The sequence below is a fragment of the Mesorhizobium sp. CA5 genome (genome assembly GCF_020165105.1).
Taxonomy (GTDB): Bacteria; Pseudomonadota; Alphaproteobacteria; order Rhizobiales; family Rhizobiaceae; genus Mesorhizobium.
This window is the reverse complement of record NZ_JAIUHJ010000016.1, coordinates 108,270-132,532: the sequence shown is the minus strand read 5'-3', so window position 1 is coordinate 132,532 and position 24,263 is coordinate 108,270. Positions and strand designations below refer to the sequence as shown.

The window sequence follows — 24,263 nt, the reverse complement described above, 5'->3', positions numbered from 1 at the left end:
ACTTAATGTTCCAACGAATCCGAACCTAGCGGGCGGAGAAGCCCGGAGGCGTACGGCCGACACGTGCCTTGCGGGCGGCGTAGCGTGCGTCACGCTTGGCCTTGCGCGCGGCCTCATCGGCAAGCTCGAAAGCGATGCGCTCGGATTCCTCGGCCTCGCGGCGCTTGGCCTCTTCGGCCGCCGCCGCTTCCGCCGCGAGACGCGCCGCTTCGGCAATCGCCTCGCGCTCGGCCTTCTCGGCCGCTTCGCGTGCCAGCTTTTCCTGCTTCAGCCTTGCCTTTTCCGCCTCGCGGATGGCGCGGGCCTCAAGGATCGCCTTGCGTTCGGCCTGGCGAGCCAGCACTGTCGGATCATCCGCCGCCGGCTTTGCCTTGAAGCGCTCAAGCAGCGCCTTCTTTGCCTCGTTCGCGGCATTGCGCCGCTCGAAAATGTCTTTTTCCCTGTAGATAGCCAAGTGTACTTCCCTGCAGTCTATTCGCGACGCTTACATACGCGTGAAAGCGCCAAGTTCAAGCGCCAAAACGGTATGGCAGCCATGAAAAATCCGGGCTTGTTGCCGCAGGGATACGGCCCGGCAGCGCGATGCACTGTTCACAGACCGCGCGTCTGGCGGGCAGAACGGCGGATGGTTACCTCTAGCGCCGACGACAAATGCTGACATGAACATTGAGGACGCAACCAGATGGAACTCGGTCTCTACACTTTCGCCGATGTCAGCCCGGAGCCGGGCCCCGGCGCGATCGGCCCGCATGAGCGGCTGCGCAACCTCGTCGAGGAAATCGAGCTGGCCGACCAGGTCGGCCTCGACGTGTTCGGCCTCGGCGAGCATCACCGTCCAGACTATGCCGCCTCGGCGCCGGTGGTGGCGCTGGCCGCGGCGGCCGAGCGCACGAAGCGCATCCATCTGACCAGCGCGGTCACGGTGCTTTCCTCCGACGATCCGGTGCGCGTCTTCCAGCAATTCGCGACGCTTGACCTTCTGTCCGGCGGCCGCGCCGAGATCATGGCCGGGCGCGGCTCCTTCATCGAATCCTTCCCGCTGTTCGGCTACAATCTCGAGGACTATGACGAGCTCTTCGCCGAGAAGCTCGACCTGCTGCTCGCCATCCGCGACCAGGTGACAGTGACGTGGCAGGGCAAGCTGCGCGCGCCGATCAACGGCCGCGGCGTCTATCCGCGTCCGTTGCAGGAAAAACTGCCGGTCTGGATCGCCATCGGCGGCACGCCGCAATCCGCCGCGCGCGCCGGCGTGCTCGGCCTGCCGCTGGCGCTGGCCATCATCGGCGGCGAGCCGGCGCGTTTCGCGCCGTTGTTCGATATCTATCGCGAGGCGGCGCGGCGCGGCGGCAACGATCCGGCCAGGCTCGCCACCAGCATCAACGTGCACGGCTTCATCGCCGAGACGACCGAACAGGCGGCCGACGATTTCTACGGACCGCAGGCCGAGGTGATGAACCGCATCGGCCGCGAGCGCGGCTGGGGCCCGACCTCGCGCGCGCATTTCGATCACGCGCGGGGTCCCAGTGGGGCCCTCTTCGTCGGCAATCCTGAGGCCGTGGCGGAAAAGATCGTCGCCCAGCACAAGATCTTCGGCAACGACCGCTTCCTGCTGCAGATGGCGATCGGCACCATGCCGCACGCCAAGATCATGAAGGCAATCGAGCTTTACGGCACCAGGGTGGCGCCGGTCGTGCGCAAGGAGACGGCCAAAACCGCGCCCGCCATCGCGGCGCCGGTCGACTGAGCGGCAGTCGACGCCGGTCTCCAGATGCTAGGCCGCTGGATGCCCGGCGCCGACGGCCATCATTTCGGCATGAAGCGTCTCGGTTGCCTCGTCGGCCGGGAACATGCACTCGACACGCAGTTCCTGGGCAGCGACGGTTTGCGGCGTCCCGACCGTGGTGACCATTGAAAAGTAGTTGAGAACCCTGCCTTCCCTGACGAACCCCAGCGGAATGACTGGCGTGAAGCCCAGTGCCACCGGGTTTTTCCATTCGTTTTCAACATCCGGATAGGCGAGCAATTCCGCCAGCAGGGCCTTCGTCTTCTCGTCGACAACGCGGCCGATGGATTCGCGATAGACACGCTCGAACAAGCTCCTGGCGACATCGGGCCAATTGGCGATGAACGGACGCATGCCTTGCGGATCGAACATCAGATGCAACATGTTGCGCGGTCCCTGGCGGGCGGACATGTCGATGAAGCAGCCGAAGAAGCGCGGCGCGGATTCATTGGCCATGAGCACGTTCCAGTAGCGATCCATCACGACTGCTGGAAAGGGCTCGTGCTGCCGCAGGATGCGCGTCAGGGCGTCGGTAACGCTTTTCATTTCCACTGAATCCCACGCGCTTTCGGAAAACATCGGCGCATAGCCCGCGGCGAGCAGCAATGTGTTACGCTCGCGTAAAGGCACATCGAGCCCCCGGGCGATAGCCATCAGGGTTTCGCGGTTGGGCACGCTGCGTCCGCTTTCGATGAAGCTGATCTGTCGTTGGGAGATGCCGGTATCAAGCGACAGATCGAGCTGGCTTGTGCCGCGCAAATCGCGCCAGTGGCGCAAGAGCACACCCAGATCGGGCGTCATGCCTGTCCTGATATTCGACGGGTTCATGGTCAGCAATCCTCGGGCACCGCCGCTGCGATACGCTTCAATCCGGCTCAAGTTTTGGCGGCGCAGGGATCGTGCCGATCCATGCGCCGCCAATCACGCTGAAGTGCGTCGCGCTCCAGGTCTCGGTTTTTATGCGGGTCAGGCTGCCACCGCGAGCGGAGACCATGCCTGCGCCCGGAAGCGCTCCTCGATCGGCGTACCTGCCATGTTGGTCGTGGTTGCCGCCATTGTCGAAACGCCGACGCCGGTCACCACCTCCAGAACTTGGGCTTTCGAGTAACCCGCCGCGGTGAACGCATCGATGTCGGCATCGGTGACGTTTCCCTTTTTTTCGATCAACGTCTTCGTCAACGCCGAGAGCGCCGCGTATTTCGGGTTGGCTGGCAGCCTGCCCTTTCGGATCGCTTGGACTTCGCCCTCGTTGATGCCGTCTTCGATGGCGAATGTCGAATGCGCGGCAACGGTCCAGGGGCACTTGATCGTCACCGCATTGGTAAGCAGCAGGACCTGCTTTTCGATTTCATCGAAGCTGCCGCCGTGAAAACTGCCGAAGGTGGCGACGAATCCGTTGAGAAGCACCGGACTGTTGGCCATAGTCGCCATGACGTTCGGAAGAAAGCCGAACTTCTCTTCCAACGCCTTGAGCGCAGGCCTGGATTTTTCGGGTGCCGAGCCGATCGTCTGGAGGTTGAACCTTTGCATTGTAACGTCCTCTTGCAAAATCGGATGTGATCGCGCGGACGAAGTTGTCGCCGCGTCAGCCTTCTGCTCTGTCGTCGCAAAAGCCTGCCCCGTATTAGGCCTGGCCGACGCAGCGGCTCAATTACACGTCATGTAATAGCGCGACCGCATGTGCGATGCCGCGGACAGCCGGCTCATGGAACCTTGCCCGGAACTCCCGCGTTTCGCCCAAAAGCCTGCCATGCATTCATTGTTTGGGTGGTGGGCTTGCAAGGGGAACCGATGAAAGCCGAGCCGATCGTTTCGGGCGCGAGCGTTGCCGAAAGCCCTGATCCGCGTGCCAGCGCCCGGGCGGACATGCGCTTGACGCGGTCGCTGGTGATCGGGATCTTCATTCTGATGACGGCGGCGGCGCTGTACTTCGCGCGCGCCTTCTTCATGCCGGTGATACTCGCCTTCCTGCTGGCGCTGACGCTGACGCCGATCGTGCGTTTGCTGCGCAAGCACGGCATCCCTGAGGTTGTCTCGGCGACGCTGCTGGTGCTGCTTTCGATCTGCGTCTTCGCCGCCGCAGGCTATCTGCTCAGCGGTCCGGTCATCGACCTCATCAACAACAGCTATTCGATCGGCCAGCAACTCACCGAGCGGCTGGCGCCGTTCAAGCGGCCGCTCGAACGAATGACGGACCTCGCACATCAGTTGGAGGCGCTGACGGAGACGTCTCAGGAACCCGGCCTTCAGCGGGTCGCGGTAGCGCCTTCCGGCATCCTGTCCGCGGCGGCCAGCAACATCCTGGAAGCAGGCACCGCGATCACCATCGTCTTCGTGCTGTCGCTGTTCCTGCTCGCCTCCGGCACGCTGTTCTACGAGAAGATCGTCCAATCCTTCGCCAGCATGACGCAGAAGAAGCGGGCGCTGCGCATCGTCTATGACGTTGAGCGCGAGATTTCGCACTATCTGCTCACGGTCTCCATCATCAATGTAAGTCTCGGGACGGTGATCGGGCTGGGCTTGTGGGGGCTCGGCATGCCCAACCCGCTCGTCTGGGGGGCGATGGCGGCATTGCTGAATTTCTTGCCATATGTCGGCGCGCTGATGACGGTCGTGATTGTCGCCATCATCGCGCTGATCAGCTTCGACACGATCGCCTATGCGCTCTTGGCGCCGGCCTTCGTGGTGCTGTGCGACATCATCGAAGGCCAGTTCGTGACGCCGACGGTGGTCGGGCGGCGCCTCGAGATCAATGCGGTGGCGATCTTCATCGCCATCGCCTTCTGGTCCTGGCTGTGGGGCTTCGTCGGCGCGCTGATGGCGGTGCCGTTGCTGGTCGTCATCAAGGTCTTCTGCGACCATTTCGAGGGCCTGAGCCATGTCGGCAACTTCCTGGCGGCGCAGCAGTCCATGGCCATCGAGGAAGAGCCGGCCGAAAACAATCACAAACCGGCCTGAAGCACGTCGCGCTGAAAAGTCCCAGAACCGCTGCGCACTTCCGGGCGACATGCATTGGCATGTGGCCCAATCGCAAAGCGTGGCCGTTATTTGCAGCGTTGGCGGGCAGTGCCTATATCGGGCCGGTCAAGCCGGACCTGCCCCTGAATGAGCGACTTCGATCTCGATGGCTATTTCGCCCGCATCGGCTATGACGGGCCGACCGACGTTTCGCTCGCCACGCTGCAGGCGCTGCACGCAACTCACCCGCAGGCGATCCCGTTCGAGAACATCGACGCCTTGATGGGCGTTTCCGTCGGGCTCGACATCGCCTCGCTGCAGGACAAGATTCTTGGCCAGGGCCGCGGCGGCTATTGCTTCGAGCACAATCTCATCTTCATGCATGCGCTGAAGGCGCTCGGCTTCACGACCAGCGGGCTGGCGGCGCGCGTGTTGTGGGGCCAGCCTGACGATGCCGTCACCGCGCGCAGCCATATGCTGCTGCGCGTCGAGCTCGGCGGCCGCACCTATATTGCCGATGTCGGCTTCGGCGGCCTGACGCTGACGGCGCCGCTGCTGCTTGAGCCCGGGCTGGTGCAGCAGACACCGCACGAGACCTTCCGCATCGTCGAGACCGGCGACGATCTTCGCCTGCAAGCAGGCATTGGCAGCGATTGGCGCACGCTCTACCGCTTCGACATGAGCCAGGCCTATGAGGTCGACTGCCTGGTCGGCAGCCATTTCCTGTCGACCCATCCGAGCTCGCATTTCCTGTCGACCCTGGTTGCCGCGCTCGCCTTGCCCGACCGGCGCTACGCGCTGCGCAACAACCGGCTGTCGACACATTATGCCGGCGGTAGCAGCGAGCAGCGCGAGATCGCGACGGCCACTGAGCTCGCCGGCGTGCTGGAGATGCAGCTCGCCATCGTCATTCCCGACCGCGCCGCCTTCGAGGCGAAACTGCGGGAAAAACGCATCGTGGAGACCTGACCAATGACGGCCCTTTCGGTTCTCGACCTGTCGCCGATCACGCAAGGCAGCACCGCCTCGCAGTCGCTTGCCAATTCGCTCGACCTTGCCCGCCATGCCGAGCGGCTGGGCTACCGGCGCTACTGGCTGGCCGAGCATCACAACATGCCGGGCATTGCGAGCGCGGCGACGTCCGTCGTGATCGCGCATGTCGCCGGCGGGACGAAGTCGATCCGCGTCGGCGCCGGCGGCATCATGCTGCCCAACCATGCGCCGCTGGTGATCGCCGAGCAGTTCGGCACGCTGGCCGCACTTTTCCCCGGCCGCATCGATCTCGGCCTCGGCCGCGCGCCGGGCACCGACATGCTGACCGCGCGGGCGCTGCGGCGGAATCTCGAAAGCGCCGACAATTTCCCGCAGGACGTCGTCGAGCTGATGAGCTATTTCCAGCCGGCCGAGGAAGGCCAGCGCATCCGCGCCGTGCCCGGCGAGGGCCAGAGCGTGCCGGTCTGGATCCTCGGCTCCAGCCTCTATGGCGCGCAGCTCGCAGCCCTTCTCGGCCTGCCTTACGCCTTCGCCTCGCATTTCGCCCCGGCCGAGCTCGATCATGCGCTGGAGGTCTATCGCACGCGCTTCCAGCCATCGGCGCAACTCGACAAGCCTTATGTCATGCTCGGCCTCAATGTCTTCGCCGCGCCGTCGGACGCCGAGGCGAAGCTTCTGTTCAGCTCGCTGCAGCAGGCCTTCGTCAATCTGCGCAGCGGCCGGCCCGGCCAATTGCCGCCGCCGGTGGAGAATTACGACCGCGACCTCGATCCTGCGGCGAAAGCCATGCTTGCCCAGGCGCTGTCCTGCGCCGTCGTCGGCTCGCCGGAGACGGTGCGCCAAGGCATCGACGCCTTCATAAGCCGCACCGGCGCCGATGAATTGATGGTGACGGCGCAGTGCTTCGACCATGCGGCGCGCGTGCGCTCCTTCGAGATCCTCGCTGACGTGCACAAATCGATGTCGAAGGCAGCCTGACGGCGCCATGGCTTCTGACATATCCATCTGTTAAGGGCAGTCTCCCCGCCAACGCGCGAGCCTGCACATGACCCATGATCTCGACGACCGCATGCATTTTGCCATCGACCTGGCGCGGCGCGCCGGCGAGCTGGGGCTGAAATATTTTCGCGACCTCGACAACCTGGCCGTCGAGAGCAAGGGCCACCAGGACCTGGTTTCCGAGGCCGACCGCGAGGTTGAGCTGTTCATCCGCGCCGCGATCGCCGAGGCCTATCCGCAAGACGGCATCGTCGGCGAGGAGCACGCGGCGGTGACCGGAACAACCGGTCATGTCTGGGTGATCGACCCGATCGACGGCACCGCCAATTTCGTGCGCGGGATTCCCGCCTGGTGCGTGGTGATCGCCTGCGCCAGGGATGGCGAGACGATCGTCGGCGTTATCCACGAACCCTCGACCGACGAAACGTTCTACGCCCGCCGCCTCGGCGGCGCCTTCCTTAACGGCAAGCCGATCAAGGCCAGCAATGCGGCGTCGCTTTCCGACGGCGCCGTCGGCACCGGGCTCTCCAACCGCGCCTCGACCACGAATGTCGTCATTCTCATCGGCCTGATCATGGGCGAGGGCGGCGTCTTCTACCGCAATGCTTCCGGAGCGCTCATGCTTGCCTATGCGGCGGCCGGCCGGCTGCTCGGCTATCTCGAGGAGCACATGAACGCCTGGGATTGCCTGGCCGGCATGCTGCTGGTCGAAGAGGCCGGCGGCACGGTGCTGAAAGCGGACCCCAAGACGGTGATCGGCAAAGGCACCCGTGTGGTCGCCGGCGGCCGGGGCATCTTTCCGAGGCTGCAGCTGCTAGGCGAGAGCTCCTTCGGATTTACGCGCTGACGCTCTGCGCGAGCGCGCCCAGCGGCCGGCAGGAATTGCGGATCATCAGCCGGCCCTTCAGTACGAGCTTGCGCGGCGGCGCCTCCCTGTTGCCGGCAAGCCGGTCAAGCAGGAGGTTCGCCGCCTGCTCGCCGATCGCCTGCACCGGCTGCGCCACGGTGGTCAGCTGCGGCACGAACACGTCCGACCAGGGAAAATCGTCGAAACAGGCGACCGAAATGTCTTCGGGGCAGCTGAGGCCGATGTCGCGGATCGCCTTCATGGTGCCGATCACCATCGGATTGTTGGCCGAGAAGATCGCGCTTGGCCGGTCGTGCAGCGAAAGCAGCTGCATTGTGGCGTTATAGCCGTCGATCTCGTGGAAATTGCCGGAGCGTATGAGCTCCTCCGCCACTGGCAGGCCGGCGGCCTGCAGCGCCTCGCGGTAGCCGATCATGCGGTCATGCATAGGGGATATGTCGGATGCGCCGGTGATATAGCCGATGCGGCGATGGCCGAGATGGATCAGATAGGTGACGGCATCGAACACGGCGCGCTGGTTGTCCAGCACCACCGCATCGGTGTCGACGCCTTCGCAGAGGCGGTCGAGCAGCACCACCGGCACGTTGGCGTCCCCGACGATGCCCTTCAGGATACCGCCGTCGCCGACGCGCGCTACGATCAGCCCGTCGACCATGCGGTCGAGCAGCAGCCGGATCTGGTCGTCCTGCGTGTTCAGGTCCTCGTCCGTGCAGCACAGCATGACGGCATAGCCGGCGCGGTCGAACGCCTGCTGGATGACCGAAACGACATCGGTGAAGAACGGGTTAGTGATATGCGGCACGGTCAGGCCGATGGTCCGCGTGGTGCCCATCTTGAGGCTGCGGGCAATGGCGTTGCGCTTGTAGCCGATGTCGCGGATCGCCTGCTCGATGCGCTGGGTAAGCTCCGGACTGACGGTGGCGGTGCCGTTGAGCACTGCCGACACGGTGGCCACGGACACACGCGCCGCCTCAGCCACATGCAGCATGGTCGGTGCCGTGGATTTCCGCTGTTTTTTCCGCCCTGACACCGTCATTTTCGAAACGTTTAACCGCCCCTATTTGGCCAAACCTACGCAAACCCGGCTTTTTTCGCAAGAATTGAAATGCATCAATCCTCAGCAACCAGATATGTGCTTGACACATTCGAAACGTTTAGATTAGCGTTCAAACCATCGAAGACGACGGAGGGAGGCCGTCCTTTGCCATGCAGCGCGTTGATTCCACCACGACTGGCAATGCGGCCGCCGACGGTCCAACCGTCGTCCTGAGCGCGACCGGCATTTCCAAGCGGTTCGGCGGCATCGCCGCGCTGTCCGATGTGAGCCTGGACCTCAGGCCCGGCGAGGTGCATGCGCTGATGGGCGAGAACGGCGCCGGCAAGTCGACGCTGATGAAGATCCTGTCGGGCGTCTATACCGACTACGAAGGCGCCGTGGCGATCGACGGTCAGGTAGTCCGCTTCACCGGCGTCCGCGACGCTGAGGACGCCGGCATCGCCATCATCCACCAGGAGCTCAACCTCGTCCCCGAGCTCAGCGTCGCCGACAACATCTTCCTCGGCCGCGAAAAGCTGATCGCCGGGCTGGTCGTCGATCGCAAGGCGAGCAGCCGCACTGCCAGCGCGTTGCTGCAGCGTCTCGGCATCGAGCTCGATCCCGAGGCGCGTGTCGGCACGCTCAGGGTTGGCGAGCAGCAACTGGTGGAGATCGCCAAGGCGCTGTCGAAGTCGGCGCGCATCCTGATCATGGACGAGCCGACCTCGGCGCTGTCGCCGGCCGAGTGCCAGAGACTATTCCGCATCATCGGCCAGCTCGCGGCAAGCGGCGTTGCGATCGTCTACATCTCGCATCGCATCGACGAGGTCATGCATCTGGCCAGCCGGGTGACGGTGCTGCGCGACGGACGCCACGTGCTGACGCGGGACATGGCAAAGCTGGACGAAGACGCCATCATCTCCGCTATGGTCGGGCGCGACCTTCTCGCTTCCTCCGATCATGAGCGCGGCCCGGGCGGCGAAGCGGTGCTCTCGGTCAGGGACCTGTCGCTATCGAAGCCCGACCGGCATGGCTGGCGCACGATGATCGACGGCGTCAGCTTCGATCTTTCGGCCGGCGAGATCCTCGGCATCGGCGGGCTGCTGGGTTCCGGCCGCACCGAGATCCTGGAGGCGATCTTCGGCTCCAGCGACGGCCGCACCGGCGGCGAGATTCGGCTCGACGGCGTGCCGGTCGAGATCGGCTCGCCGCGCGAGGCCCGCCGGCTCGGCATTGCTTTGGTGACCGAGGATCGCAAGACGCAAGGCCTGCATCTCCAAGCCTCGATCACCGACAATGTCGCGCTGCCTCTGGTCGGCGCGCTGGCGCGCTTCGGCCTGCGCTCGCGCTCGGGCGAGCGCGGCCTGGCACGCGACGCGGTCGGCGCGCTCGGCATACGCTGCGAAAGCATCGAGCAGGCCGCCGGCACGCTGTCCGGCGGCAACCAGCAGAAGGTGGTGATCGGCAAGTGGCTGGCGACCCGGCCGCGCGTGCTTCTGCTCGACGAGCCGACGCGCGGCATCGATGTCGGCGCCAAGCGCGAAATCTACGACCTCGTCTTCAAGCTGGCCGGCGACGGGCTGGCGATTGCCGTGATCAGCTCCGAACTGCCCGAGCTTCTGCATCTGGCCGACCGCATCCTGGTCATGGCCGAGGGCCGCCAGCGCGGGATCCTGTCCCGCGCCGAGGCCAGCGAGGAGGCGATCATGCGGCTTGCCGCGCCAAGACTTGCCACACCAAGACGGGCAGCGAGACCAGCCGCATGAACCTTATCAGCCTTGTTTCCCGCACCAAGCTGTACTGGGGGCTGATCGCCATCTTCCTAATCGGCGTGTTCGGCTCGCCGATCAGCTCCAAGGGCAACAACATCTTCCTGTCCTACGGCAACCTGCTCGACGTGCTGCGCCAGGTGTCGACCACCGGCCTCATCGCCACCGGCATGACGGCGGTGATCCTGACCGGCGGCATCGATCTTTCCGTCGGCTCGCTGATGGCGATCTGCTCGGTCGTCTGCGCCATGCTGCTCACCGTGCCGGGCGTCACGCCCTCGGCGGCGCTCGGCGTGCCGACGACCGCGCTGGCGGCGCTTTGCCTCGGCGCGCTGGCCACCCGCTTCATCCTGCTCAACATCGAGAAATCCCGCGCCGGGGCGGAAGCCGGGCGCGACGCGCGGCTGGACAAGGCGCGCGGGCTGGTCATTCCGGGCGTCGTCGGCGTGGCGCTGTGCTGCCTTTCGCTGTGGTACCTGCTGCCGCAGGTCGAGACCAAGTTCGGCGTGCTCGGCGTGCTGCTGGTGGCGCCTTGCGTCGGCCTTCTGTTCGGCACCATCAACGGCTTCATTATCGTCGCCGGCCGGCTGCAGCCCTTCATCGTGACACTTGCGATGATGGTGACGGCACTCGGCATCGCCAGGCTCACCGCCGGCCAGAACAACGCGGTGCTGCCGGTCTATACCGGCTCGAACGCCACCGCCGATTTCGAGATCCTGCGTTCGCTGGTGTTCGGCATCGTGCCGATGCCGGGCCTGTTCTTCCTCGGCGCGGTCGTGATCTACGGCGCGGTGCTGCGCTTCACGCCCTTCGGCCGCTATGTCTACGCCATCGGCGGCAATGAGGAGGCGGCGCGGCTTTCCGGAATCGCCGCCGGGCGCGTCAAGATAGCCACCTATGCGGTGTCGGGCCTGCTCGCCGGCATCGCGGCGGTGCTCTACGTGGCCCAATACCGCCAAGGCAAGCCCGATGCCGGCGCCGGGCTGGAGCTCGACGCCATCGCCGCCGTGGTCATCGGCGGCACCAGCCTGATGGGCGGGCGCGGCAGCCTGGTCGGCACCTTCTGTGGCGTGCTGATCTTCGGCCTGCTGTCAAACATCTTGCAGCTGCACAACATCAATTCGAACCTTCAGCTGGTTCTGAAGGGGGCGATCATCATCGGCACCGTGCTCGTGCAGGAGCGCAACGCCGGCGATCTTCTCAGCTATCTGCGCCTGCCCGGCGGACGGACGGCGCAAAAGGAAACGGCCGCAGCCAAGCGGCCGTCACAGGAGACCTCGTCTCTATAATCCGGAGGAAACAGGACCATGAAACGACGTGAAATGCTGAAGCTCGCCACCTTCGCGGCGGCGCTTGTGACGACCACCGCGCTCTTTTCCGGCAACCATGCCTTTGCCCAGGACAAGAAGTGGAAGATCGGCTTCTCGCAGGTGACGACCATCGAACCATGGCGCGCCCAGTTCAACAAGGACATCATCGCGGAAGCCGCCAAGCACCCGGAGGTCGAGCTGATCATCACCGACGGCGAGGACAAGACCGAAAAGCAGGTCGCCGACGTCGAGAACCTGATCCGCCAGGAGGTCGACGCGCTGCTGGTCTCGCCGAAGGAATCGGCCGGCCTGACCGGCGTGGTGCAGCAGGCGATCGACGCCAAGATCCCGGTCTTCGTGCTCGACCGCAATGTCGAAACCAAGGACTACACGCAGTTCGTCGGCGGTGACAACAAGCTGATCGGCCGGGCGGCTGGCGAATATGCTGTCGAGCTCCTGGGCGGCAAGGGCAAGGCGGCCGGCAACGTCGTCGAGATCTGGGGCGGCATGGGCACGCAGCCGGCGCATGACCGCCATGACGGCTTCCATGAATTCACCGACAAGGAGCCGGGCATCAAGTACCTGCTCGACCAGCAGTCGGGCGACTGGAAGCAGGACCAGGCCTACAACATCATGGCCAACGCGCTGAAGACCAACGAGAAGATCGATCTCGTCTACGGCCACAACGATCCGATGGCCTATGGCGCCTATCTCGCGGCCAAGGATGTCGGGCGCGAGAAGGACATCAAGTTCATCGGCATCGACGGCCTGCCCAACGAAGGCGTGCAGATGGTGAACAAGGGCGAGCTGACCGCGACCTTCACCTATGTCACGCCGGGCGCCGAGGGATTGCGCCAGGCGATCAAGTTCCTGAAAGGAGAGAAGGTCGAGAAGACCATCACCCTGCCGACGGAAAAGATCACCAAGGACAACGCCGCCAAGATCCTGAAGGACAACGGGCTCTAGGTTCTGTTCGACGCAATTCCGAACGGAAAACCGCTGCGGCTTTTCGTGGAATTGCTTGAAGTCCGCAACCCCTGCCGGGCCACGCGCCCGGCAGGGGTTTGCCCGAGCGCAAGGCGCTCCCCACAGCTTGCCGCCGGATGCGCGAAGCGTCGCCGCAATGCTGGTTTTCCGCTCTTTCGCGACCGAAAGTCACGCCCGAAACAGCAAGTCCTGACCTTCGCGGTCGGCAGATCTGTGTGCCCTAAGCGGCGCCGTTTCAAAAAAACCAAGCTGGAACAGTGAGATAGATCGACCTCAGACTGGCTCAGGCGCAGAGCGCGGCGGGTGTCTTCCGGCTCGCTGCCGAGACGATGGACAGCTTACGCAGGATGCTTGCGCCTTGTGTCGCCTGTTCTTATATACGCGCCAGCCGTCCAGCCCTAAAAAGCGGGGACCATGACGGGATTTCTTGTGAACAGGGGCTTTCGTCGGAACGCCTTTTGAAGGGTCCAGAGAGCCTGCTTAGAGGAGAGATTAGAACAATGGCAAAAGTTATCGGTATCGATCTCGGCACCACCAACTCGTGTATCGCCATCATGGATGGCAAGGACCCCAAGGTGATCGAGAATGCTGAAGGCGCGCGCACGACGCCTTCCATCGTCGCCATTTCGAGCGACGGCGAACGTCTCGTCGGCCAGCCGGCCAAGCGCCAGGCGGTCACCAATCCGGAAAACACCATCTTCGCGGTCAAGCGCCTGATCGGCCGCCGCTATGACGACCCGGTGACGGAGAAGGACAAGAAGCTTGTCCCCTACAAGATCGTCAAGGGCGACAATGGCGACGCCTGGGTCGAGGCCGGCGGCAAGAAGCAGTCGCCCAGCCAGATCTCGGCCATGATCCTGCAGAAGATGAAGGAGACGGCGGAAGCCTATCTCGGCGAGAAGGTCGAGAAGGCGGTCATCACCGTTCCGGCCTATTTCAACGACGCCCAGCGCCAGGCGACCAAGGACGCCGGCAGGATCGCCGGCCTCGAGGTGCTGCGCATCATCAACGAGCCGACGGCCGCCGCACTTGCCTATGGCCTGGAAAAGAAGGACGGCAAGACCATCGCCGTCTATGACCTTGGCGGCGGCACCTTCGATATTTCCGTGCTCGAGATCGGCGACGGCGTCTTCGAGGTGAAGTCGACCAATGGCGACACCTTCCTCGGCGGCGAGGACTTCGACATGCGCCTCGTCGAGTACCTGGCGGCCGAGTTCAAGAAGGAACAGGGCATCGACCTCAAGGCCGACAAGCTTGCCCTGCAGCGCCTCAAGGAGGCCGCGGAAAAGGCCAAGATCGAGCTGTCGTCGACGACGCAGACCGAGATCAACCTGCCCTTCATCACCGCCGACGCTAGCGGTCCGAAGCACCTGACGATGAAGCTCACCCGGGCGAAGTTCGAAAGCCTGGTCGAGGATCTCGTGCAGCGCACCATCGACCCCTGCAAGGCGGCGCTCAAGGATGCCGGCCTGAAGGCGGGCGAGATCGACGAGGTGGTCCTGGTCGGCGGCATGACCCGCATGCCCAAGATCCAGGAGATCGTGAAGCAGTTCTTCGGCAAGGAGCCGCACAAGGGCGTCAACCCGGATGAGGTCGTGGCGCTTGGCGCCGCCATCCAGGCCGGCGTGCTGCAGGGCGACGTCAAGGACGTGCTGCTGCTCGACGTGACGCCGCTGTCGCTCGGCATCGAGACGCTGGGTGGCGTGTTCACCAGGCTGATCGAGCGCAACACCACGATCCCGACCAAGAAGAGCCAGACTTTCTCGACCGCCGAGGATTCGCAGTCGGCGGTGACGATCCGCGTCTTCCAGGGCGAGCGCGAGATGGCGGCCGACAACAAGATGCTCGGTCAGTTCGACCTCGTCGGCATTCCGCCGGCGCCGCGCGGCGTGCCGCAGATCGAGGTCACGTTCGACATCGACGCCAACGGCATCGTCAACGTCTCTGCCAAGGACAAGGGCACCGGCAAGGAGCACCAGATCCGCATCCAGGCTTCGGGCGGTCTGTCCGACGCCGACATCGAGAAGATGGTGAAGGACGCCGAGGCCAATGCCGACGCGGACAAGAAGCGCCGTGCTCTCGTCGAGGCCCGCAACCAGGCCGAAGCGCTGGTGCATTCGTCCGAGAAGTCGCTGAAGGACTATGGCGATAAGGTCTCGGAGGCTGACCGCACCGCAATCTCGGATGCGATCGCCGCGCTGAAGACCGCAGCCGAAGGCGACGACCCGGCCGACATCGAGGCCAAGTCGCAGTCGCTCGCCGAAGTGTCGATGAAGCTCGGCCAGGCCATGTACGAGGCCTCGCAGAAGGAAGCGGCCGAAGCCGACGCCAAGGCGGACGCCGCCAAGGATTCGGACGTGGTCGATGCCGACTTCGAGGAAATCGACGAAGACGACGAGAAGAAGAAGTCGGCCTGAGCCGGCTGACGGCGGATTATGCGAAAAGCCCGGCGGAAGGCCGGGCTTTTTTGCAACCCCAGTCGAAAAAGTGACAGAAAAACCCGGAGCGGCCCGGCTTAGTACTAGCATCCGGGAAACATCGCTCCTAAATCCAAGAACGTGCCGGCAAACGTCGCCAACAATGCTTGAAGACATTGAGCATCCGGACAGCGGGAAAAAATGAAAGCTGATTTCTACGAAACGCTGGGCGTGCAAAAAGGCGCCGACGACAAGGAACTGAAGAGCGCTTTCCGCAAGCTCGCCATGCAGTTCCATCCCGACCGCAACCCCGGCGACCACGCCTGCGAGCACAAGTTCAAGGAGATCAACGAAGCCTACGAGACGCTGAAGGACCCGCAGAAGCGCGCCGCCTATGACCGTTTCGGCCACGCCGCCTTCGAGGGCGGTATGAACGGCGCAGCGCACGGTTTCGGCGCCGGCGGCTTCGCCGACATCTTCGAGGATATTTTCGGCGACATGATGGGCGGCCGCCAGCGCCGTTCGTCGGGCGGCCGCGAGCGCGGCGCCGACCTGCGCTACAACATGGAAATCACGCTGGAAGAAGCCTTTTCCGGCAAGACGGCGCAGATCCGCGTGCCGGCCTCGATCTCCTGCTCGGAATGCTCCGGCAGCGGCGCCAAGCCCGGCACGCAGCCGGTGACCTGCTCGATGTGCCACGGCCACGGCAAGGTGCGCGCCACGCAAGGCTTCTTCTCGATCGAGCGCACCTGCCCGCAATGCCAGGGTCGCGGCCAGACGATCAAGGACCCCTGCCCGAAATGCGCCGGCCAGGGCCGCGTCACCGAGGAACGCTCGCTGTCGGTCAACATCCCGGCCGGCATCGAGGACGGCACCCGCATCCGGCTGGCCAATGAGGGCGAGGCGGGCCTGCGCGGCGGACCGCCCGGCGACCTCTATATCTTCCTGGCGGTCAAGCCGCACGAATTCTTCCAGCGCGACGGCGCCGATCTCTATTGCAAGGTGCCGATCTCGATGACGACGGCAGCCCTTGGCGGCTCCTTCGAGGTCACCACGCTCGATGGCACCCAGACCAAGGTCAAGGTGACGGAAGGCACGCAGAACGGCCGCCAGTTCCGCTTGAAGGGCAAGGGCATGCCGGTGCTGCGCCAGCCCAATGTCGGCGACCTCTACATCCAGACGGCGGTCGAGACGCCGCAGAACCTGACGCGCCGCCAGCGCGAACTGCTGGAAGAGTTCGAGCAGATCTCCTCGAAGGACAATTCGCCCCAGTCGAGCGGCTTTTTCGCGCGCATGAAGGACTTCTTCGAGTCGTTCGGCGAAAACTGATTGCCGCAGGCGCGCATTTCGCACGGCATCGGGGGCGATCCGGTGCCCAAGCATCATCAACACCTTATGCCAGCTTGACGCCTTGCCTTGTCCCACCCACCTGCTAAGTAGCGGAGCGGGAGGCTGAGCATTGAGGAGAGCTCGTGATGGCACGTAGTCCCGGGTTGCGCAAAGCGCTGGCCGAAAAATTCGACGACGAGCTGAAGTTCTTCAAAGGCTGGATCGACAAGCCGAAAACGGTCGGCTCGATCGTTCCCACCAGTTCCATCACCGCCCGCAAGATGGCGTCGATCGTCAATCCGGGATCGGGCCTGCCGGTGCTCGAGGTCGGGCCCGGCACCGGTGTCATCACCCGCGCCATCCTGGCCCAGGGCGTGAAGCCCGAAAACCTCTACGCGGTCGAATATTCGACCGACTTCGTGCGCCATCTGCGCGGGCTCTATCCCGGCGTCAACGTGATCGAGGGCGACGCCTTCAATCTCAATGCCACGCTCGGCGACAAGCGCGACATGGTGTTCGATTCGGTCGTCTCCGGCGTGCCGCTGCTCAATTTCCCCGTCGCCCAGCGCATCGCCTATATCGAAAGCCTGCTCGACCGCATTCCGGCCGGACGGCCGATCGTGCAGCTGACCTATGGCCCGCTGTCGCCGATCCCAGCCGGGCGCGGCGACTACACAGTCGAGCATTTCGATTTCATCTTCCGCAACATCCCGCCGACGCAGCTGTGGATCTACCGGCGCGCAGGCCATTAGTTTCTACCTGCGAAAGTGTTTCGGGCATCGCCAGTGGCGGCAGCGTGCTGGCGACTGGCCGAAACGCCCGTCGCTTCGTCATCCACGGGCGGAGCAAGGAGCGAAGCGACGCGGCGCAGACCCGAGGATCATTCCGTGACTTCGAAGCGTTGCGACGATCCAGAATTCTGCCCCGCTGCGCTCTGCGATTGGGGTAACGGAATGGATCCTCGGGTCTTCGCGACGCCGCTTCGCGGCTGCTTCGCCCGTGGATGACGAAGTTGGTAGGTGGCGACCAATCCTCGAACGTTTTCTGCCACCCCTCGTTGATTTGAATGCTCCTTGGCTGTACCTGTCCCCGAACAAGGGTGGCCAATGGCAGTGATCCCACGAATTCTCGTCTTCGCCGGCTCGGCCCGGACCGGCGCCTTCAGCGGCCGGACCGCCGATGTGGCGCAGAAGGAACTGGCCATGCAGGGCGCGGAGGTGACGCGCATCTCGCTCGGCGACTATCCTCTGCCGATCATGGACGAGGACCTGGAAAAGGAAAAAGGCATCCCCGAAAACGCCATCAAGCTCGGCCGGCAGATCGCCGCGCATGACGGGCTGCTGATCGCGACGCCCGAATATAACGGCTCGATCCCTCCATTGCTCAAGAACTCGATCGACTGGGTGAGCCGGGTACGGCGCGAGGGCAGCCATACGTTTAGGCCGCTTGCCGGCAAGCCTGTCGGGCTCTGTTCGTCCTCAGGGGGCCAGTTCGCCGGCATACGTTGCATCAACCATCTGCGCGCGGTGCTGGTGCGCTGCCAGATGGAGGTGATCACGCCCGAATGCTCGGTCTCCGAGGCCGGCGAAGCCTTCGCCGAGGACGGACAATTCAGGGACGCCAGACTACAGCAATCGATGGAGCGCCTATGCCGTACACTGATCGAAACCTCGCGCATGCTGTCCACCCGGATCGAGGCGTGATCAATTTCGCGGAGGCCGACACTATGCGGGACAGGCTGATCGTTGGGCTGGACCTGCCGACGCTGAAAGAGGCCGAGAAGGCGGTGCGCGAGCTCGAAGGCGCCGTTTCCTTCTACAAGATCGGCTACCAGCTCGCCTTCGCCGGCGGATTGGACTTCGCGCGGGAGCTCGCCAGCGGCGGCACGAAGGTGTTTCTCGACATGAAGCTGCTCGATATCGACAACACGGTCGCCAAGGGCGTCGAGAACATCGTCAAGATGGGCATGACGATGCTGACGCTGCATGCCTATCCAAAAACCATGAGAGCGGCTGTCGAGGCGGCCAGGGGCAGCGAGCTCTGCCTGCTTGGCGTGACGGTGCTGACCTCGATGGACGAGCAGGACGTGATCGACGCCGGCTATGAATACGACCCGCACACGCTGGTGCTCAGGCGCTCCGAACAGGCGCTGCATGCCGGCATGGGCGGCATCGTCTGCTCGGCTGAGGAGGCCGAGGCGGTGCGCCGCATCGTCGGACCCGATCTGGCGGTGGTGACGCCGGGCATCCGGCCGGCCGGCAGCGCCCATGGCGACCAGAAACGCGTGGTGACGCCGGCGCAGGCGATCCGCAACGGCTCCAGCCACCTTGTCGTCGGCCGGCCGATCGTCGCCGCGCCTGACCGCCGCGCCGCGGCCGAGGCTATCCTCGCCGAAATGCAATCCGCCTGAGGACCGGCCCTCTTTCGCGAAAAACAAACAGGAGAAAAAGAATGCCGAAGGGATATTGGATCGCCCGTGTCGATGTGCGCGACGCCGAGGGCTACAAGGACTATGTCGCCGCCGCGAAGCTCGCCTTCGACCGCTTCGGCGCGAAGTTCCTGGCGCGCGGCGGCGAGCACGAAAAGGCCGAAGGGCCGGGGCGCGCCCGCAACGTCATCATCGAGTTCGAATCACTGGCGACCGCGCATGACTGCTACCACTCGCCGGAATACCAGCGCGCCGCCGCCATCCGCCAGAAAGTGGCCGACGGCGAGATCGTGCTGGTCGAGGGCGTCTAGGTTCGGCGAAGCAGGCAGATCTCGTCGTCATCCACGGGCGGAGCAAGGAGCGTAGCGACGCAGCGCAGACCTGAGGATCCAGGCCGTGACTTCAACGCGCCGCTACGGTCCAGAATTCTGCTCCGCTGCACTCCGTGGCCAAGGTAGCGGCATGGATTCCAGGGTCTGCGCGCGTCGCTTCGCTCCTTGCTCCGCCCTGGAATGACGAAGTCGTTAGGGCTCAGCCAATCGTGAATGTCATAACGTCGACCTGTTAACCCAAGAGCCGGTTGCCAGCCGTCTCCGCCATCGCGTCCGCGAGGCTCAGGCCCCACTGCTTGCGGCAATAGTCGCGGAAATCGAAGCAAGGCAGGCCGGGGCAGACTTCGAACTCGATGAGGTGCACGGTGTCGTCGGCCTCGACCCTGAAATCGACGGAAAAGACATCCCGCAGCCCAAGAGCGCTTATCAGCTTTTGCGCGATGGCGCGGATTCTCCGATCAGCTGCCGGTTGGCTTGAGGCGACGGCCTCGAGTTCCGGCTCGGCATAGGTGCCGGCATCCTTCGCCGCCTGGCCGGTGTCGCCATAGAGCGCCATCGAGTCGGCCATGGTCTGGAAATCGCCGCCGGAATCGACAAAAACGATGCCGAGCGCGTCCGTGCCGGTTTCCTGTTTGAGCCCGAGGAAGCTCGCCCGCACGTTGCGGCCGGCGACATAGGGCTGGACGACGACATCGTCGCGGTAATGCGAAAAAATACGCCGGCTAAGCTCCAGCGCATGGCCGAGATCGGCGGTGCGCGAATCCGGCCAAATGCCGATCTTGGCGCCGAGCCGGTTGGGTTTCACGAACCAGCCCTTGGGCGAGGCCGGTGGCTCGACCAGCCATGTGCCGTTGCGCGCAAGGCCGGCCTGCGGCGCCGGCAGGCCGAGCGCGCCGAGCACGGCGCCGGAACGCAGCTTGTCCTGGCAGAGCGCGAACAGCGAATCGTCGGCGCCGACGGTGCGCAGCCCCTTTAGCCGCGCCAGCGCCGGTGCTGCGCCGCCACGGAAGTAGGCGATACCGTCAGTAAGCGTCCAGACCAGCGTCGTTGCCGGATCGGCCCCCGCCAGAACCGGCGCCGCGTTGTCGAGCTCGACAGGCCTGAAGGCGAGGCCGCGCCTTTCGCAAGCCTCGGCAAGCTGGTTGAATTCCGGCGCCAAGTCGGTCGACTGCGCCAGATAGGACGAGATCTCGATGGCGCGCTCCGCTGGATAACCCTGGGCGACCAGCCGGTCGAAACAGGCCGTTTCCGGTTCGTAGACGAGGATCAAGGTCGGCTGCGGCATCGAAAGCTCCGGGAATCAGGCGCGTACCATCTCATGCCCGAAGTGGCCGGCTTGCGGGAAACCGACCGAACCGAGGCGATTGCGCGACAGTAAGCCGGCCGCCGCATCTCTTGTCTTGATGCAATTCCGGATGGAACACTCCGGCGAAGATTGCTCCCAATACCCCAGCACGGATTTGACCGCGGGCTATGTTTGCCTTGGGGAGCGGCCTTGGAGATTAGCCGAAACCCCCATCACGATCGTCATCCACGGGCGGAGCAAGGAGCGAAGCGACGCGCGCAGACCCGAGGATCCATTCCGTTACGTCGAAGCGCCGCTCACGGTGCAGAATTCTGCTCGGCTGCACTCCACAGCTCAGGTCACGGAATGGATTCCAGGGTCTGCGCGACGCCGCTTCGCGGCTGCTTCGCCCTGGAATGACGAGTTTGAGAGGCTTCGGCCAATCTCCAGGGTTTGGGCTGATTTCATGGAATGAACGGTAAAAACCTTGCCTGCCGACAACCAGGACGCTTTCAAACCCCTGTGTCGAGGAATTATGCGATCAGCACGCGCGGCTCGAAGCGCCCCTTGACTGGAATGTCGAGCAGGAAGGTCATGCCGGCCTGCGGGTCGAGCGCGCGCTGCTTCTCGTCCTTGCCTTTCCAGGCGGAGGTCACCGCCAGCCGGTCCGCTTTTGCGCCGACAAAGGCCGGACAGGAGGCCTGCGTCACCGGCATGGCGATCTCGCGCAGCAGCGTGCCGTCTGGCGCATAGGCCTTCACCGCCTTGCCGCCCCAGACGGCATTCCACAGCACGCCGTCGCGGTCGACGACCGAACCGTCGACATAGCCTTTCGAGGAGCGATGATCGACGAACACTTTCACTTCGCCGGCCGGCAGGCCGGTCGCCGGATCGCAGGCAACGCGCATCAGAAGCCCGGTCGCGGTGTCGGTGTAGTAGGCGATTTTGCCGTCCTCCGAGAAGCAGATGGAATTCGAGACCGTGATGCCCGAAAACAGCCGGCGCAATTCGCCCTTGAAGAACCAGTAGATCGACCCGGCGCCCTTCTGCTCGTCCTTGCCCATCGTGCCGGTCCACAAGGCGCCGCAGGGATGAACGCGGGAATCGTTGGAGCGCGTCAGCGGATTGTCGGCCTCGATCGGCGTGTGCAGCGTCAGCTTGCCGGTCTTGACGTCCCGGACTTGCAGGCCGACCTCGGTGGCGATCAGCTGGCGGTCGGCGTCGATGACCGCGATGGCGCTGGCCATGACGCCTAGATCATGCACTTTCAGCGCGCCGGCGAGCGGCTTTTCCAGAAGCTTGCCGTTGACGATGTCGAACCAGAACAGCGTGTCGGTGGCGGGATCGTAGCTCGGGCCCTCGCCGAGCTCGCAGATATGGTCGGAAAAAACCGAAACGCCATTCATCACGCCACTCCGAAAGCTTTGTCCCAGGCGGCGATCGCGGCGCGGGCGCGCTGCGCCACGTCCTCGACGCTCGCGCCCGGCTTGTAGAGGCTCGATCCCAGCCCGAAGACACTGACGCCGACCGCTTTGTAGCCGGCGAAATCCTTGTCGGAAACGCCGCCGACGGCGCCGACAAGCGTCGTTGCCGGCAGCACGGCGCGGATCGCCGCGATGCCGTTCGATCCAAGCACGCTTGCCGGGAAGAATTTCAGCGCCGAGGCGCCGAGGCGGATCGCCTGGAAGGCTTCGGTCGGCGTGAACACGCCCGGCATCGTCACCATGCCGTATTGCATGGCGCGGCCCATGACCTCGGCATCGATGTTGGGGCTGACCAGCAACTTGCCGCCGGCCTTGTGCAAGGCATCGACGTCCGTCGCCGTCAGCACCGTGCCGGCGCCGATCAGCGCGCTTTTCGGCAGCGCCTTGACCAGATCGGCGATGGAGAGGAACGGCTCCGGCGAATTGAGCGGCACTTCGATCGCCTCGATGCCGGCGTCGTGGACCGCCCGGCCGATCGCCACCGCCTCGGAGGGCTTCAGGCCACGCAGGATGGCGACAAGGCCGCGCTTGAGCTTCGGGAAGGGTGCGGTCTGGCTCATGAAGCGCCTCCAATCATGCCGTTCTCGCGCGCGGCTTCGACGAGGCCGGCGCGCACCGCTTCATCGGCGTCCACGCTGCGAAAGGCAAGGCCGGCGAGGCCCAGCGCTGTGCCATAAAGCTCGGCCAGCGCGCCGGAGGCGATCAGCGCCACCGGCGCATCGCTGGCGCCATAGCGGCGCCTTGCCGAGGCGATCTCGCCGCCGATCAGTAGGCCGGACAGGCAGGCCGCCGCGTCAGTGGGCTGCAGATCCTGCAGAAGCCCGGCGGCGCGGATGGCAAACAGTTTCGAGGTGACGTCGCCGCCTTCGCCCAAAGCCCGCTCGCACCATTGCCGGAAGAACCGGCTGCCCGCGGCAACCGGAGCGGGATGTTCGCCCAGCGAGTGTTTCAGAATCGAGTGTGTGGCCAGCACGGAGAACAATTCGCCGGTGGGCCAGGTGCCGAAGGCCGTGACCACGCCGTCCGCGACCGCGACCCATTTGGAATGCGTGCCGGGCATGCAGACGAGGTGGCGTCCCTTTGCTGGCAAACCGGCGCCGGCAAGCTGGGTTTCCTCGCCGCGCATCACGTCGGGCGCGTCGGCCAGCCGCTGCGCGAGGCCGGGCACGATGCGGATGTCGCGGCCCGACGCCTCGATGCGGGCGGCGCCGCGCAAGATCGCGCCGATCGGCGCCGGCACGGTGACGTAAGGCGCCTCGATCCAGCCCTGCCGGGAACCGGCCATGCCGCAGATGATGACCGGCAGCGCCTCCGGCGCGCCCATGGCGGCAAGATGGCCTTCCAGCACCTTGGCAAAACCTTTTTCGCGGGCGGTGATCAACCCGTCATCGCCGCGCCGCTCGGCAAGCACCTTGCCCGAGCCGTCGAGCAGCCAGGCCCTGAGCCTAGTCGTGCCCCAGTCGAGCGCAGCGACCGCTGGTGCCGGGCTCACAGGAAACCTCCATCGACGATCAGCATCTGGGCAGTCAGCATGCGCGAGGCGTCCGACGCCAGGAACAGCACCGTGCCGACCATGTCGTCGGGCTGCATGACATCCTTGATGCACTGCTTGGCGACATGGGCGCCGAGCGCCTCGTCAGTGACCCATAGCTTGCGTTGCCGTTCGGTGATGACCCAGCCTGGCGCCACCGCGTTGACGCGAATGCGGTCCTGCCCAAACTTGCCGGCGAGGCCCTTGGTCAGGCCGAGGATGCCCGCCTTGGCCGCGGTGTAGGCCGGCATATCGGGGTGGTTGATCAGATAGGAGGTGGAGGTGAAGTTGATGATCGAGCCGCCGCCTGCGCGCTTCATGCCGGGCGCCACGGCCTGGGCGGTGAAGAAATGCGGGCGCAGGTTGATCGCAAGGTTGTTGTCCCAGAATTCGACGGTGACGTCTTCCACTGCGTGACGCTCGTCGAGCGCGGCATTGTTGACCAGCACCGTGACGTCGCCATGCGCCTCGGCCGCCTTGGCAACGGCGGCGCGCAGCGCCGCGATATCGCGCAGGTCGGCGCTGAGGTAGAGTGGGCGTCGGCCAAGCTCCTTCTCCAGCCGGTCGGCAAGGGCGGTGCTTAGCTCGTCGGCGATGTCGATGAAAGCGACCTTGGCACCCTGCCGCACAAAGCCTTCGGTGAGCGCAGCACCAATGCCGGAACCGCCGCCAGTGATCAGCACCGAGGCGCCGTCGAGGTCGGCGAAACGCGCCGATGGCATCATGATCCGTTCTCCCGTTTTGCCGGCGCGCA

23 protein-coding genes are annotated in these 24,263 nt (G+C 64.7%); 14 read left to right on the top strand and 9 right to left on the bottom strand.

Annotation, left to right across the window (positions count from 1 at the left end):
- Positions 1-25: 25 nt before the first annotated feature.
- Positions 26-454: a DUF6481 family protein gene (locus tag LB529_RS20750; protein ID WP_095769468.1), complete on the bottom strand. Its 429-nt coding sequence runs from the start codon at positions 452-454 to the stop codon at positions 26-28.
- 228 nt (positions 455-682) lie between these two features.
- Here LB529_RS20750 and LB529_RS20745 point away from each other — a divergent pair, with 228 nt between their 5' ends.
- Positions 683-1,744 (top strand): LLM class flavin-dependent oxidoreductase, encoded by a 1,062-nt coding sequence (locus tag LB529_RS20745; RefSeq protein WP_224712181.1) that lies wholly within the window; start codon positions 683-685, stop codon positions 1,742-1,744.
- A 27-nt stretch (positions 1,745-1,771) separates the two neighbouring features.
- On the opposite strand, the gene LB529_RS20740 is transcribed toward LB529_RS20745, so the two are convergent.
- Together LB529_RS20740 and LB529_RS20735 are read right to left on the bottom strand one after the other, a co-directional pair.
- Positions 1,772-2,611: a helix-turn-helix domain-containing protein gene (locus LB529_RS20740; RefSeq protein WP_224712180.1), complete on the bottom strand. Its 840-nt coding sequence runs from the start codon at positions 2,609-2,611 to the stop codon at positions 1,772-1,774.
- A 138-nt stretch (positions 2,612-2,749) separates the two neighbouring features.
- Positions 2,750-3,313 (bottom strand): carboxymuconolactone decarboxylase family protein, encoded by a 564-nt coding sequence (locus LB529_RS20735; RefSeq protein WP_224712179.1) that lies wholly within the window; start codon positions 3,311-3,313, stop codon positions 2,750-2,752.
- Between the two features lie 261 nt (positions 3,314-3,574).
- On the opposite strand from LB529_RS20735, the gene LB529_RS20730 reads away from it, so the two are divergent.
- The 4 genes from LB529_RS20730 (at position 3,575) to LB529_RS20715 (ending at position 7,580) form a co-directional block, all read left to right on the top strand.
- Complete coding sequence (locus LB529_RS20730) at positions 3,575-4,741, top strand: AI-2E family transporter (RefSeq protein ID WP_224712178.1); 1,167 nt, start codon at positions 3,575-3,577, stop codon at positions 4,739-4,741.
- 147 nt (positions 4,742-4,888) lie between these two features.
- Positions 4,889-5,710, top strand: a complete 822-nt coding sequence (locus tag LB529_RS20725; RefSeq protein WP_224712177.1) for an arylamine N-acetyltransferase family protein — start codon at positions 4,889-4,891, stop codon at positions 5,708-5,710.
- A gap of 3 nt (positions 5,711-5,713) precedes the next feature.
- A complete protein-coding gene (locus tag LB529_RS20720) occupies positions 5,714-6,712 on the top strand; it encodes an LLM class flavin-dependent oxidoreductase (protein ID WP_224712176.1) in 999 nt (332 codons plus the stop codon).
- Positions 6,713-6,779: 67 nt separating this feature from the next.
- Complete coding sequence (locus LB529_RS20715) at positions 6,780-7,580, top strand: inositol monophosphatase family protein (protein ID WP_224712175.1); 801 nt, start codon at positions 6,780-6,782, stop codon at positions 7,578-7,580.
- Here LB529_RS20715 and LB529_RS20710 read toward each other — a convergent pair.
- The gene (locus LB529_RS20710) at positions 7,570-8,589 is read right to left on the bottom strand and encodes a LacI family DNA-binding transcriptional regulator (protein ID WP_095769456.1); all 1,020 of its coding nucleotides are present in this window, start codon (positions 8,587-8,589) and stop codon (positions 7,570-7,572) included. The two genes, LB529_RS20715 and LB529_RS20710, sit on opposite strands and share 11 nt — an antisense overlap.
- Before the next feature lie 218 nt (positions 8,590-8,807).
- Between LB529_RS20710 and LB529_RS20705 the strand changes: the two genes are divergently transcribed.
- The 9 genes from LB529_RS20705 to LB529_RS20665 all read left to right on the top strand — a co-directional run bounded on the left by LB529_RS20705 (position 8,808) and on the right by LB529_RS20665 (position 19,188).
- Positions 8,808-10,403, top strand: a complete 1,596-nt coding sequence (locus tag LB529_RS20705) for a sugar ABC transporter ATP-binding protein (protein WP_224712174.1) — start codon at positions 8,808-8,810, stop codon at positions 10,401-10,403.
- Entirely contained in the window at positions 10,400-11,695 is a 1,296-nt protein-coding gene (locus LB529_RS20700) for an ABC transporter permease (protein WP_224712173.1), read from the top strand. The genes LB529_RS20705 and LB529_RS20700 overlap by 4 nt, the downstream gene beginning before the upstream one ends.
- 18 nt (positions 11,696-11,713) lie before the next feature.
- Positions 11,714-12,682, top strand: a complete 969-nt coding sequence (locus tag LB529_RS20695) for a substrate-binding domain-containing protein (RefSeq protein ID WP_224712172.1) — start codon at positions 11,714-11,716, stop codon at positions 12,680-12,682.
- A gap of 521 nt (positions 12,683-13,203) precedes the next feature.
- Positions 13,204-15,120: a molecular chaperone DnaK gene (gene dnaK, locus LB529_RS20690; RefSeq protein ID WP_140845306.1), complete on the top strand. Its 1,917-nt coding sequence runs from the start codon at positions 13,204-13,206 to the stop codon at positions 15,118-15,120.
- Between the two features lie 201 nt (positions 15,121-15,321).
- Complete coding sequence (dnaJ, locus tag LB529_RS20685) at positions 15,322-16,449, top strand: molecular chaperone DnaJ (protein WP_095769451.1); 1,128 nt, start codon at positions 15,322-15,324, stop codon at positions 16,447-16,449.
- 146 nt (positions 16,450-16,595) lie between these two features.
- Positions 16,596-17,201 (top strand): phospholipid N-methyltransferase PmtA, encoded by a 606-nt coding sequence (gene pmtA, locus LB529_RS20680; protein WP_224712171.1) that lies wholly within the window; start codon positions 16,596-16,598, stop codon positions 17,199-17,201.
- Positions 17,202-17,555: 354 nt separating this feature from the next.
- Positions 17,556-18,152 carry an NADPH-dependent FMN reductase gene (locus tag LB529_RS20675; RefSeq protein WP_224712170.1) on the top strand — a complete coding sequence of 199 codons (597 nt, stop codon included), beginning with the start codon at positions 17,556-17,558 and terminating at the stop codon, positions 18,150-18,152.
- Positions 18,153-18,175: 23 nt separating this feature from the next.
- Positions 18,176-18,859, top strand: coding sequence for an orotidine-5'-phosphate decarboxylase (gene pyrF / locus LB529_RS20670; protein WP_224548898.1), 684 nt, complete (start codon positions 18,176-18,178; stop codon positions 18,857-18,859).
- A 41-nt stretch (positions 18,860-18,900) separates the two neighbouring features.
- Positions 18,901-19,188 carry a DUF1330 domain-containing protein gene (locus LB529_RS20665; protein WP_140725241.1) on the top strand — a complete coding sequence of 96 codons (288 nt, stop codon included), beginning with the start codon at positions 18,901-18,903 and terminating at the stop codon, positions 19,186-19,188.
- Between the two features lie 253 nt (positions 19,189-19,441).
- On the opposite strand, the gene LB529_RS20660 is transcribed toward LB529_RS20665, so the two are convergent.
- From LB529_RS20660 to LB529_RS20640, 5 genes are all read right to left on the bottom strand, one after another.
- A complete protein-coding gene (locus LB529_RS20660) occupies positions 19,442-20,494 on the bottom strand; it encodes a D-alanine:D-lactate ligase-like protein (protein ID WP_224712169.1) in 1,053 nt (350 codons plus the stop codon).
- Between the two features lie 533 nt (positions 20,495-21,027).
- Positions 21,028-21,900, bottom strand: coding sequence for an SMP-30/gluconolactonase/LRE family protein (locus tag LB529_RS20655; RefSeq protein ID WP_224712168.1), 873 nt, complete (start codon positions 21,898-21,900; stop codon positions 21,028-21,030).
- Complete coding sequence (locus LB529_RS20650; protein ID WP_224712167.1) at positions 21,900-22,538, bottom strand: 2-dehydro-3-deoxy-6-phosphogalactonate aldolase; 639 nt, start codon at positions 22,536-22,538, stop codon at positions 21,900-21,902. The genes LB529_RS20655 and LB529_RS20650 overlap by 1 nt, the downstream gene beginning before the upstream one ends.
- Positions 22,535-23,470, bottom strand: a complete 936-nt coding sequence (locus LB529_RS20645; RefSeq protein ID WP_224712166.1) for a 2-dehydro-3-deoxygalactonokinase — start codon at positions 23,468-23,470, stop codon at positions 22,535-22,537. The genes LB529_RS20650 and LB529_RS20645 overlap by 4 nt, the downstream gene beginning before the upstream one ends.
- On the bottom strand, positions 23,467-24,234 hold the full coding sequence (locus tag LB529_RS20640; RefSeq protein WP_224712165.1) for an SDR family NAD(P)-dependent oxidoreductase: 768 nt from the start codon (positions 24,232-24,234) through the stop codon (positions 23,467-23,469). The genes LB529_RS20645 and LB529_RS20640 overlap by 4 nt, the downstream gene beginning before the upstream one ends.
- Positions 24,235-24,263 lie beyond the last annotated feature (29 nt).